The sequence below is a fragment of the Bacillus sp. SIMBA_005 genome, assembly GCF_046535585.1.
In the GTDB taxonomy this organism is placed as follows: Bacteria; Bacillota; Bacilli; order Bacillales; family Bacillaceae; genus Bacillus; species Bacillus pumilus.
In genome coordinates, this window is the sequence record NZ_JAWRWI010000002.1 from 304,040 (window position 1) to 316,953 (window position 12,914).

The following is a 12,914-nucleotide window of genomic DNA, read 5'->3' on the forward strand; positions in this document are numbered from 1 at the left end:
CCCATATTATTCTTCCTTTTTCCACTTCGGGTTTGTTTACCGTTTTCATAAGTTCCTGTATGCTTAATGTAGAATGCTAGATGAAGTGTGGTGTTTATCATAGAAGAGAATATTTTTAGTCACATTCGGACGACGTTTCATAGTTTGTCTCCAACCCAGAAAAAGATTGCCAATTACATTTTAGAAAACCCTCAGAAAGTTGTGCTTCATTCCATTAGTGCACTCGCTGCTGAATGCAATACAAGTGAAACGACGATCTTTCGGTTTTTACGGAAAATTGGCTATGAATCGTACCAAGTGTTTCGTGTCCATGTCGCACAGGATATAGCAACCAATACACCCCAGTCCATATATGGTGAGATCGAGGCATCCGATAGTGTAGCTGACATTAAACATAAGGTCATAGAGTTAACAACAAACTCTATTCAAGACATGAAACATATATTAGAAGACCATGCCGTCACGCAATTCATTGAACAAATGAATCAGGCACATAAAACCGTCTTCTTCGGAGCCGGTGCATCCAGCTTTATTGCTGGGGATGCTTATCATAAGTTCCTCCAGCTTGGTTTTGAAGTGAGTCTATGCAGCGATCCGCATATGATGAACATGATTGCAACTCACGCCACGGAACACGATTTTATCGTTGCGATCTCCCATTCAGGAGAGAGTAGAGAAATTCTTGATGCCGTGCAATTTGCTAAAGAAAAGGGAGCAAAGGTTGCCTCTATCACCAGCTATCCGAAATCAGAGCTCGCAAAGCGATCTGACTTTCATCTGCTCAGTTCCTCTAGGGAGACAACCTATCGATCTGACTCCATGATCTCCCGTATTAACCAGCTTGTGATCATTGATGTACTATACGTCGCCGCTGTTTTAGAACTAGGATCAAATGCCATAGAAAATGTGAAAAGATCTCGATTAGCCGTAGCTAAAAATAAAACATGAACGCAAAAGACCGGAGCTGATTCCGGTCTTTTTTTGTGACTTTTCTCATATTTTCCGTTGACACATTCCTAACACGTCATGTACATTAAATGGACAATAGTTTATTTACTACTATCAAAAACGAAAGATAGTATATATACTAACAAATGAAAAAGAAAGCGCTTTTTGTAAGGGTTTTCTATAGGAGGCGTTCCATGTGACAAAGAAAATTGGATTCATTGGATTAGGTATTATGGGAAAGCCTATGGCACTCAATCTATTAAAAGCCGGTCATACTGTGACTGTGTTCGATCTTAATGAGGAAGCGATTCAAGCGTTACAAAAAGCCGGAGCAAAAGGTGCCGTTTCAGCAGCTGATGCCGCTACTGAAAGCGATATCATTATTACAATGCTTCCTAAAGGAGAGCATGTAGAGGCAGTTGTTTCAGGTGATCATGGTATTTTAGCTACAGCTAAACCTGGCACTATTGTCGTAGATATGAGCTCAATTTCCCCTGTTACTTCTAGAGCTTTAGCTGCTCTTACAAAACAGCATCAGGTGGAATTTATCGATGCGCCTGTCAGCGGCGGAGAACCGAAGGCAATAGACGGAACACTTGCCATCATGGCTGGCGGCGAAGAAGCCATCTTTAAGCAAGTGAAGGATGTCCTGCTTGCGATGGGCACAGAGGTTGTATTAGTTGGCACAAATGGAAGCGGAACAACAGCGAAGCTCGCCAATCAAATCATCGTCAACTTAAATATTGCCGCTATGTCCGAGGCGCTCGTTCTTGCTGCTAAATCGGGCATTGCCATTGACAAAATGTATGAAGCCATTCGCGGTGGGCTGGCAGGAAGTGCTGTTCTCGATGCAAAGGTCCCTCTCATTTTAGAACGAAACTTTGAACCAGGCGGACGTATCGACATCAACTTAAAGGATTTAACCAATGTGATGGAAACTGCTCATGATATCGGCGTTCCTCTCCCGCTTTCTAGCCAGCTGCTCGAAATTTTCCACGCGCTCAAAGCGGACGGAAAATCTGGGCTTGACCATGGCGGCATCGTTCAATATTACGAAAAAATGGCTCATGTCGAAGTGAAGAAAGGATGAGATAGTCATGAAGAAAAGCACTGACATACTGAATGCCCTTCCGAAAACGGATGTAAAGATTATTCAATCAGCATACGAACAAGCACTGAACAGCTTTCATCATAAAGTCATTGTATTAGATGATGATCCAACAGGGATTCAAACCGTACATGGCGTCTCTGTTTTCACCGATTGGTCAGAAGAAAGCATCGAAGCCGGTTTTCTTGAAGACAGCCGCATGTTCTTTATTTTGACCAACTCTCGCAGTATGACAGAGAAGGAAACGGCGGCTGTGCACGAAACAATCGCTTCAACCATTGTAAAGGTAGCGGAACGGGTTGATCAGGATTTCATCATTATCAGCCGAGGAGATTCCACTCTTCGTGGACACTTTCCGCTGGAAACTGAAGTACTCAGAACCACGATTGAACAACAAAGTTCCCGCCAATTCGATGGAGAAATCCTTCTTCCTTTTTTCCAAGAAGGTGGACGCTTGACGATCAACAATATTCATTACGTCCAAGAAGGACACGAATTCATTCCTGCTGGTGACACAGAATTTGCACGAGATCGCACATTCGGCTTTCAGTCATCTCATCTAGGAGAATGGATTGAAGAAAAGTCAGACGGATTGTTCACGAAAGAGAACACCACCTACATTTCGTTAGATGATCTACGGGCTTTACGGATTGATCAAATAAAAAAACAGCTCTTGAGTGTGACCGATTTTAAAAAGGTGGTTGTAAACGCTGTGGACTATGACGATGTCAAAGTCTTTGTCACCGCTCTCATTGAGGCCATTCAAGCAGGAAAGCAACTCATGTTCAGAAGTGCGGCGGCGCTTACAAAAGTTCTTGGCGGTATAGGGGATCGTGCCTTATTAACAAGACATGACTTGATACAGGAAGAAAGCTCGCACGGTGGTCTCATTATGATTGGGTCTCATGTGAAGAAGACAACAGATCAATTAAAAGCGCTTCAACAAAATAAAGAGGTAGCTTTTATTGAATTCAATACACACCTCGTGCTAGAGCCTGAAGCATTTCAACAAGAAATTGACCGCGTGATTCAGCAAACTGAAGCATTATTAGCATCTGGTCAATCTGTGGCTGTTTATACAAGAAGAGAACGGCTTGATCTTGGGGATGATCGTCAGGAGGAAGAATTAAAGCTCTCTGTAAAAATTAGTGATGCTGTGACAAGCATTGTCCAGCGTCTCACAATTCGTCCTAAGTATCTCATTGCCAAAGGTGGCATTACCTCCAGCGATATTGGAACTAGAGGACTTCACGTGAAACGCGCAACCGTAGCAGGGCAGATCAGACCAGGCATTCCCGTTTGGCAAACAGGCGAAGATAGTAAATTCCCTTTTATGTCTTATGTGATTTTCCCGGGAAATGTTGGTTCAAGGGATACGTTAAAAGAAGCTGTAGACATACTTGAAGGATAAAGCATAGGGGGTGTTTTCGCGCTCCCTTATGCACCACAAAGGAGGAAAGATGATGTCGTTAGTGTTTATCGGACTTGGCGTTTTATTATTGCTTTTACTCATGGTTGTCTTTAAGTTAAACGCTTTCATATCTTTGATTATTGTTTCTTTAATTGTTGCTGTTTTAGAAGGAATGTCACCACTTGAAGCGATTGCTTCCGTCGAAAAAGGACTCGGCAGTACGCTCGGGCACCTCGCACTCGTTCTCGGTTTTGGTGCGATGCTTGGTAAATTGATGGCTGATTCTGGCGGAGCTCAGCGTATTGCGATGACACTCATTGACCGATTCGGTATTGGAAGAATTCAATGGGCAACGATGCTGACTGGATTTGTAATCGGAATTGCTCTATTTTATGAAACCGGATTCATTATCTTAATTCCACTAGTCTTTACGATCGCACAAGCTGCAAGACTTCCTGTGCTTTATGTGGGTATGCCCCTCGTCGCTGCACTCATCACCACACATGGCTTCCTCCCTCCTCATCCAGGGCCGACTGCCATTGCAAATGTCTTTCAAGCAAACATGGGACAAACTTTATTAGTTGGGATTATTTTAGCGATTCCTGCTGTTTTAATAGGCGGACTTCTCTTTACAAAACTATTTAAACAAGATCAGTTACACGCACATATTCCAAAGAACTTGTTTAATCCAAAGGAATTTACAGAAGAAGAAATGCCAAGCTTCGGCATTAGCATTTTCACCGCTGTTTTGCCTGTACTGCTCATGACATTCAGAGCATTTTTAGAAATTTTCTTCCCGTCCTCTCCATTACTGCCAACCGCTGAGTTTTTAGGCGAACCGGCCATTGCACTGTTAATCTCCGTGCTTCTTGCTATCTACACGTTTGGACTTGGCAGAGGCAAGAGCATGCAGGATGTGATGAAATCGATCACAGATTCTATCGGTTCTATTGCAATGATTTTATTAATTATTGCAGGTGGCGGCGCCTTTAAACAGGTGCTCATTGATAGCGGTGTTGATCAATACATTGCAGGAGTCATGCAAGGAAGCACACTTTCTCCACTGCTTCTCACCTGGCTGATTGCCGCGGTCCTTCGTGTATCTTTAGGATCAGCCACTGTCGCGGGTCTCACAGCGGCTGGCATTTCTGCTCCTTTGATTGGATTGACAGGTGTAAGCCCAGAATTAATGGTGATCGCAACAGGTGCCGGCAGTATTACGTTCTCTCACGTGAATGATGCGGGTTTCTGGATTTATAAAGAATACTTTAACCTGTCTATGGCCCAAACCTTTAAAACGTGGACCTTGATGGTGACCGTTCTGTCACTTGTCGGACTAGCAGGTGTTCTCGTCGCTGATTTGTTCATGTAGAAAATTAACTGTAAAAACCATTGACTTTCTCTCGCAAAAGTTGAATAATTATGTTTATTAAGAAAATTGAATCAAAAGGTAACCTTATTAAGAGTGGTGGAGGGACTGGCCCTGTGAAACCCGGCAACCGCTGTTCCTTGGAACAGAATGGTGCTAATTCCTTAAGCAAGCAGATGCTTGTTTGAAGATAAGGCAGAGTTCTCTCAGTATATGATGCTCTTCCTTATCCAAGGAAGAGCTTTTTTATTTGATTTTTAACCTGTAGAAAGAAGGGATTCAGCATGACACAAGTACAAACCATTGGAAAGAAAACAACGAAACCGCCATTTCGCGCAGATCAAGTAGGCAGTTTACTTCGTTCAGAACGTATCAAGGAAGCACGCAAGCAAAAAGCAGACGGTACACTCACAGCAGAGCAGCTCCGACAAATTGAAAATGAAGAAATTACTCGTATTGTCGAGAAGCAAAAGGAGATTGGATTAGAGGTTGTCACAGATGGAGAGTTCAGACGTGCTTGGTGGCATTTTGACTTTCTTGAGGGATTAGATGGAGTCGAAGGATTTGAAGCGGATCAAGGTATTCAATTCCACAATACGACGACAAAAGCGCGGGGCATCAAGGTAACGGGCAAGATCGACTTTACCGATCATCCAATGCTGGAGGATTATCGATTCCTTCACAGCATCGCTGGTGATCATACAGCTAAAATGACGATTCCAAGTCCGAATATGCTCTTTTTCCGTGGAAAGCTTGAAGAAGGAGTATACGACAGCCTAGAGGCATTCCACCATGATGTGGCACAAGCGTATAAGAAAGCCATCCGTGCTTTTTATGATGCAGGCTGCCGTTATCTACAGCTGGATGATACAGCATGGGCCGTGTTCTTTTCTGAAAAAGGGCATGAACAAATCAAAGCCTTTGGCCGAGAAGAAGATGAACTGCGTGAGTCATTTGCGAAGACAATCAATGAAGCGGTTGCTGATCGTCCAGAGGATTTGGTGATCACTATGCACATTTGCCGTGGTAACTTTAAATCGACGTGGGCAGCTGAAGGCGGATATGAAGCAGCGGCAGAAACGATTTTTGCTGGCTTAGATCTGGATGGTCTCTTTTTAGAATTCGACGATGATCGTTCTGGCGGTTTTGAACCTCTTCGCTATGTGAAAAACCCAAATCTCCAAATCGTACTAGGGCTTGTCACTTCAAAATACGGTGAGCTTGAGCCGGCTGAACAGATTAAAAAACGAATCGCGGAAGCGGCTCAATACGTCGATATTAACCAGATTTGCTTAAGTCCGCAATGCGGGTTCGCCTCAACGGAGGAAGGCAATCTGTTAACAGAAGAGCAGCAATGGGAAAAGCTTCGTCATGTGATTGAGATTGCAGATCAAGTGTGGACTTCATAGTCCCCTTGACGAAAAAAAGACAAACCGCAGTATAAACGGTTTGTCCTTTTTCTTTTATGCATCTAAATGATCACCATTTGTCGCAATCACTTGTTTATACCAATCAAAGCTTTTCTTTTTCTTTCTATCTAATGTACCTTTTCCTTCGTTATCACGGTCGACATAAATGAAGCCGTAGCGTTTTTTCATTTCAGCTGTTGATGCGCTGACAAGGTCAATTGGGCCCCAGCTTGTATAACCCATCAAGTCTACTCCGTCTGCAATGGCTTCTCTCGCCTCTAGCAAATGGCTTCTGAGGTAATCAATTCGGTAATCGTCTTGAATGGAACCGTCTTCTTCTACTTGATCCACAGCACCTAATCCATTTTCTACGATAAACAACGGTTTTTGGTAGCGGTCATATAGTTGGTTTAGTGTTGTACGAAGTCCTTTTGGATCAATTTGCCATCCCCAATCACTTGCTTCTAGATAAGGGTTTTTCACGCCTTCAAATAGGTTACCACCAGTCACTTGTCCAAGAACCTCTGGATCTGTACTTGTCACAAAGCTCATATAATAGCTGAAGCCAATATAGTCCACTGTATGGTTTCTTAGGATGTCTTCATCACCATCTTGGATCTCAATATGAATTCCATTTTCGCGGAAGTATCGTTTCATGTAACCTGGGTAGTAACCTCTTGCCTGTACATCTGAGAAGAACAATGTTTTACGGTCCTGATCCATTGCAGCAAACATATCTTCTGGTCTTGAGCTGTACGGATAAGTTGTCATCGCTGCAATCATACAGCCGATTTTCGCATCAGGAATGATTTCGTGTCCTGCTTTGACAGCTAAAGCACTTGCAACAAATTGGTGATGCGCTGCTTGATATTGAATGCTCTTCTCGTCTTCGCCCTCTTCAAACACAAGGCCGCCCCCTGTGAAAGGTGCATGTAACACGACGTTGATTTCATTAAAGGTCATCCAATATTTCACTTTGTCTTTATAGCGAGTAAACAACGTTTTCGCATATGTTTCATAAAGATCGACAAGCTTACGGTTTCTCCAACCACCGTAATTTTTCACAAGTGCAAGCGGCATTTCATAATGAGAAATCGTAACAACTGGTTCAATTCCATGCTTATGCAGTTCATCGAATACTTTGTCATAAAAAGCAAGGCCTGCTTCATTTGGTTCCGCATCGTCGCCATTTGGGAAAATACGCGGCCAAGAAATAGAGAGTCTGAAGCATTTGAATCCCATTTCTGCAAAGAGTGCAATATCTTCTTTATAGCGATGGTAGAAGTCAATCGCATCATGATATAAGTTTAAGTCTTTCATTGATTCATCGAATGGATGCATAATCCCGTGCGGTGATACATCAGCTGTCGATAAGCCTTTTCCATCTTTATTATAAGCACCTTCAATTTGGTTGCCCGCAACAGCGCCGCCCCATAAGAAACCTTTAGGAAATGTTTTTTCTAACTTGTTCATGTTGAATGCCCTCCTCATTTTCTTCTACACTGACTGTGAGCAGTGTCTCTAGTACTGAAATCGTGCCTTCTGTTTTCGCGTCAACTTGTGCAAAATCATTTGTGTTGGTCACAATAATTGGTGTGGTGACATCATAGCCTTCTTGCTGAATGCTCTCGATATCAAATTCAACGAGCACATCTCCTGCTTGAACAAGATCACCTGACTCTACATGACTTGTGAAATGTTTTCCGTCGAGCTTCACCGTATCAATTCCAACATGAATGAGAAGCTCAGTGCCATGGTCACTCTTTAAGCCAATGGCATGTTTCGTTTGAAAAATGGTTTCAACCTTGCCGTTAAATGGTGCTACTACACGTCCAACTGCTGGGACAATAGCTGTACCTTTACCCATGATTTCATTAGAGAATGTTGCATCATTTACTTGATTTAGCGGCTTTAGTTGACCTTCAAGCGGGCTTTGTACCACTTCATTTTGAAGTGTTACTGTGTCTTTCTTTTCTTCTGGTTTATCTGCTTTTGTATCATCTTTCACTGGTACATCTTTGAATCCTAGAACAAGTGTCATGATCGTTGCTAAGACAAAGGCGATTACTAAGCCGATGATAGAGTAGACAAATGTTGGGCCAATGAATGTCGGGAGACCCGGGAGACCTGCTGATCCAGATATCACATATGATTTTACTTTAAAGATCGACATGAACACGCCGCCTCCTGCTGCACCAATGAGGGCTGCAAGGAACGGTTTTTTCAATCGCATGTTCACACCATACATAGCAGGTTCAGTAATACCCATTAATGCAGTGATACTTGTAGACATCGCCAATGATTTAAATGTTTTGTTTTTTGATCTTAAGAAGACACCGAATGCTGCGCCTGCTTGTGCCATATTTGCTACAAACATCATTGGAAGAATGAAGTCAAAACCGTTTAACGTAATGTTGTTGATCATAATTGGGAGTAGTGCATAGTGCATGCCCGTAATGATCAATGGTGACATGAAGCCACCGATCAAGAGTCCAGCCAAAATACCTGCATGTTTGAACAATAAATCAATTCCACCTGAAAGGCCATTTCCGATAATCCCACCAAGCGGTCCTACTGCAATAAGCATAATTGGTACTACGACAAGAAGTGTGACCGTTGGAACAAGGATAATCTTCAATGATTTTGGGCTATATTTTTCCGCGAATCTTTCAACATATGAGCCGAGCCAGATGGTGAGTAGAATCGGAATGACCGATGAAGAGTACACAACGGCAACCACTGGTAGCCCTAGAAATTCTGTATTTCCTGCGCCTAGTAAAGCCGTTAACTGCGGGTGCAGTGCGGCGGCTGCAATGGCAGCGGCGATATACTGATTTGTGCCAATTTTTTTGGCTACGCTTACAGCAAGCAGAATCGGTAAGAAGTAAAAGGCTCCGTCGCCGATAGCTGTTAAAATTGCATATGTGCTGCTTTTATCCGATATCCACTGGAACGTAAGCATGAGTGCCAAGATCCCTTTGATCATACCGGCACCAGCAATGGCTGGAAGAATCGGTGTGAAGACACCAGAGATAAAATCGAAAAGCTTAGATATCACATTTTGTTTTGACGCTTCTTCTGTACCGCCTGATTTTACATCTGTTGACAGGCCTGAGTCAGCAATCATCGCTTGATAGACATTTGAAACATCATTGCCAATAATGACATGATATTGACCTCCGCTTTGATTCACACCCATGACCCCGTCTGTTGATTGCAGCTTCTCTTTATCCGCTTTGCCTTCATCGTATAAGTTGAAGCGAAGTCTTGTCATACAATGCGTGACTTGCTTTACATTCTTTTCACCGCCGACAAGCTCTAGAACTTCTTTTGCTGTTTGTTTGTGGTTCATTGTATTACCCTCCAATCGTTGATTAAATCATGATATAGAAAAAACCTAAACATCCATTAATGTCCGAAAAATAGCGATTCAGACATTAATCGATATTTAGGTTTTGCCTGCTTAACCAGTAACAATCCTTCATAGCGATTGATCGTTATTTAATTTTTATAAGTCTTTGGATACAAAAAAACCTAAATCACGCCTTATCAAAGATAGGGACAATGATTTAGGTTTTGCCTGCTTGACCAGTAACAATCCTAAAAGATTGTGGGTTATGTTGTTTATAGTTATAAAGTATCATGTTAATTTTATGATGTCAACGCTTTCTTTTTAAATTTATTTTCTTTTTATCACTCTGTCGATATGCAAAGTTAAATATAGCATCTCATCTTCTATGAGACTTCGGTTGTGTTCTTTTTGAACATAATCGTTAATTTTCTCAGCACATTGGAAAGCTGCAGTGTTTTTCTCTTTTACGACTTCATACAGGAATTCATTTTGATTTTCCATTTGTGTTTCGTTAAACAGACGCTGTCCAAAAAACTTCAAATGCGTGACAAAACGGAAATAGTTTAATGATTCCTCGTCTAAATCAATTTGAAAGTGATACTTAACGATATTTAAAATATCTTGAATGAGTTTGGTAATTTGAATTACGTTCGGCATTTCTTCATTGAGCTCTGCATTGACAATATGCATCGCAATAAAACCGGCTTCATCCTCAGGAAGATGAATATTAAGCTTGTCCTGAATAATCCGAATCGCTTCTACACCACACATAAACTCATCTTTGTACAACCGCTTAATTTCCCATAGTAGGGCATTTTTGATGTCCATTCCTTTTTGATGACGTTCAATAGCAAAGGTGATATGATCTGTCAGTGTTACATAGATACTGTCATTCAAATTTTTATTAAGGGTTGTTCTCGCATGATCAATAATCGCCTCACACACTTGCATATACTCGATTGGAATATCATAAAGCAGGGTTTTGAATTTTTCTGATATATCTTTATTTTGAATGGAAAATACTTTTTCAATACGTTCTTCGTCAATCGGGTCTCCACTTTTCTTTTGAAAAGCGATCCCTCTGCCCATAATGACCAGCTCATGCTGCTCGTCATCATACGCACTGACCACATTATTATTGATTACTTTCGAAATGATCAATTGATACCCCCCAGTACATTCCGCTTTTTCGAGCATCTCATTGCTGATTGATATGTCATGTTATTATTATTTTCAAAAAAGAGGACTTTAAGATGATTTTACATTTTTTTTTGATACGGTCAACTAGAAAGAATGACATATTACCTCTCAAAAATGACGAAATAGGGGCAAAAAAGTCTAAAAACATACACAAAAACACTCTATAAAGAGTGTTTTTTACAAAATCAGGAGCAATCCCAATTATAGACGACATTCTCGAAATTTTTTCGTTTGAGGTCTTCTGGTTTGATAAAAAAGTTGGCGATTCCGCAATCTCCCCACAGCATATCCACTTCATCATCTGAGTCGATTTGTAATAACAGAACGGTATGTTCCTGATCTTCGTAGGTACGCGGGTCCTCTTGTGTAAAGCCTGGATATCCACCCAATTTGTGACCAAAGCCACTCTCTGTTTCATAAAATTCATCTAACAAAGCATCCGCTTCATCTCCATCAATACCTTCAACATCTTCGAATAGGTCCCAGCTCCGCTTACCTGTGATTTTCTCAAAGCGGAAATCTCCTACACTAATCGTTTCACTTGATCGTTCACCTGTAATGGCGCCTTCCTTCGTTACAGGAAAATAAAAATCATCAGGAATTTTCACAAAAGAAAAATCAGTCAACAACTCTTCTTCTGCCAAGAAAGGTTCCTCAATAAATTTGATCCGAAAATCTTTTTGCTCTGTTTTATGGTCAATATTCATCCCATAAAGATCATCATGCACAGAAATAAAAATTTGCAGAAGTCCTGTTTCTGGATAATCTTTCAGCTTCGGCAGCTGGCCAAAATTAATTTGTGCCAAAAGCTTCATAGGGTGTCCTTCACCATCAACTGGATATTCGTCGTTTTTAGGGAAGTAAGGATCACCTGCAATTTTGCTGTCGTATGGTCTTGTTTTTCCTTGTTTCATCTTTAGTTGAATCGTTGGCTGTTCAGTTTGATCTAACATTTTACGGTAAGGTGCTATGATTTCTTGCAGCTTCGCTGATTGTGTCACGATGGTCTTCCTCCTTATGTATGGGTCTACTGACCAGACTAGTATCTCTTTTTCTATCATACAGAAGTGTACCCTGCCTGTCAGCGATAAATCGGTCAATATCCTAACAACTTTCCCACCTTAAAACGAAAAAAACCTCCATTTTATTTGGAGGTTTTGGTCAATCTATTTTTTATTTCACTTGATAATTCACTAAGTCTTCTGCGAGTGATTTCATCGTTTCATTTGTTTCATGAAGGCCTTCAATAATTTTTGTGAACGTGCCTACAAGCTCTGCTTGATGCTCAGAAGAAGCGACAATTTGTGCTATTTCTTCTTCCATTCCTTTAATCGATCCCTGCACATCTTTTAAAGCTGTTTCAATATCAGTCGTCGCTTGTTTCGCATGAGTTGACAGCTTTCTCACTTCCGTTGCGACCACTCCAAAGCCTGCTCCTGCTTCACCTACTCTTGCAGCCTCTATTGATGCGTTGAGTCCAAGTAAGTTCGTTTGATCAGAGATACCTTTGATAAGATTGGACACTTGATTGATTTTAGAGGAATTTTCTACAGTGGTTTTCGTGTTTTGTAGAATTTGTTCACTTGTCGCTTGTAGTTCCTCTGAATGTGCAGCAACTTGCTGTACCATTGCGACTAGTTTTTCGGAAGCTTGGTTGCTCTCTGTCATGATGTCATCTAATCGTTGTTGATTGGTCTGGTCATAGGCCACGCAGAAAGCAGCGACTACTTGACCCGTTTCATCTTTAATTGGAACGGCTACAATATCCATTGGAATCCCGTATACTTCTTTCGGAATTTGAATAAACGATGGCTCTCTCCCATTTTTCAACATAGAAAAGTTTTCGAATCCTGGAGCTACGATATCTCCAGCTTTAAACCCTAGGTCAATGTTTCCGTGTTGCTGATAATAAAGAACCTTCTCTTTCCCTAAAACAGAAAAGGTTAGTTGCTCTCTCATAGCTAGTCCAATGATTGGTAAAGCGTCTATTATGTTATCAATTTTCTGTGACATTCGCTCACGTTCATCCTCTCTTTTTCTCAGTACATCCTCTTTATCGGTTCGTTATAAGATCTATTACAGCCTGTAATGTGTACTAATATCAATCAAATGATCTA

Annotated in this window: 10 protein-coding genes and 1 riboswitch; of the genes, 5 read left to right on the forward strand and 5 right to left on the reverse strand. The window is 41.4% G+C overall.

What is annotated here, in order from left to right:
* Positions 1–87: 87 nt before the first annotated feature.
* The 5 genes from SB660_RS04230 to SB660_RS04250 all read left to right on the forward strand — a co-directional run bounded on the left by SB660_RS04230 (position 88) and on the right by SB660_RS04250 (position 6,245).
* Positions 88–948 carry a MurR/RpiR family transcriptional regulator gene (locus SB660_RS04230; RefSeq protein WP_058013324.1) on the forward strand — a complete coding sequence of 287 codons (861 nt, stop codon included), beginning with the start codon at positions 88–90 and terminating at the stop codon, positions 946–948.
* A gap of 196 nt (positions 949–1,144) precedes the next feature.
* On the forward strand, positions 1,145–2,038 hold the full coding sequence (gene garR, locus SB660_RS04235; RefSeq protein ID WP_410581500.1) for a 2-hydroxy-3-oxopropionate reductase: 894 nt from the start codon (positions 1,145–1,147) through the stop codon (positions 2,036–2,038).
* A 7-nt stretch (positions 2,039–2,045) separates the two neighbouring features.
* Positions 2,046–3,467, forward strand: a complete 1,422-nt coding sequence (locus tag SB660_RS04240) for a four-carbon acid sugar kinase family protein (RefSeq protein ID WP_410581502.1) — start codon at positions 2,046–2,048, stop codon at positions 3,465–3,467.
* Between the two features lie 52 nt (positions 3,468–3,519).
* The gene (locus tag SB660_RS04245; protein ID WP_410581504.1) at positions 3,520–4,839 is read left to right on the forward strand and encodes a gluconate:H+ symporter; all 1,320 of its coding nucleotides are present in this window, start codon (positions 3,520–3,522) and stop codon (positions 4,837–4,839) included.
* A gap of 81 nt (positions 4,840–4,920) precedes the next feature.
* A riboswitch (SAM riboswitch) is annotated at positions 4,921–5,033 on the forward strand.
* A gap of 87 nt (positions 5,034–5,120) precedes the next feature.
* The gene (locus tag SB660_RS04250) at positions 5,121–6,245 is read left to right on the forward strand and encodes a 5-methyltetrahydropteroyltriglutamate--homocysteine S-methyltransferase (protein WP_058013320.1); all 1,125 of its coding nucleotides are present in this window, start codon (positions 5,121–5,123) and stop codon (positions 6,243–6,245) included.
* Between the two features lie 54 nt (positions 6,246–6,299).
* Here SB660_RS04250 and bglH read toward each other — a convergent pair whose 3' ends face one another.
* The 5 genes from bglH to SB660_RS04275 form a co-directional block, all read right to left on the reverse strand.
* Positions 6,300–7,718: an aryl-phospho-beta-d-glucosidase gene (gene bglH / locus SB660_RS04255; protein WP_144461466.1), complete on the reverse strand. Its 1,419-nt coding sequence runs from the start codon at positions 7,716–7,718 to the stop codon at positions 6,300–6,302.
* Positions 7,690–9,597: a beta-glucoside-specific PTS transporter subunit IIABC gene (locus SB660_RS04260; protein WP_410581506.1), complete on the reverse strand. Its 1,908-nt coding sequence runs from the start codon at positions 9,595–9,597 to the stop codon at positions 7,690–7,692. Before SB660_RS04260 ends, bglH begins: the two co-directional genes overlap by 29 nt.
* Before the next feature lie 327 nt (positions 9,598–9,924).
* Positions 9,925–10,758, reverse strand: a complete 834-nt coding sequence (licT, locus tag SB660_RS04265; RefSeq protein ID WP_058013317.1) for a BglG family transcription antiterminator LicT — start codon at positions 10,756–10,758, stop codon at positions 9,925–9,927.
* A gap of 224 nt (positions 10,759–10,982) precedes the next feature.
* Entirely contained in the window at positions 10,983–11,798 is an 816-nt protein-coding gene (locus tag SB660_RS04270; RefSeq protein WP_061410035.1) for a YwqG family protein, read from the reverse strand.
* A 172-nt stretch (positions 11,799–11,970) separates the two neighbouring features.
* Positions 11,971–12,810, reverse strand: a complete 840-nt coding sequence (locus SB660_RS04275; protein ID WP_058013315.1) for a methyl-accepting chemotaxis protein — start codon at positions 12,808–12,810, stop codon at positions 11,971–11,973.
* Positions 12,811–12,914: the final 104 nt, after the last annotated feature.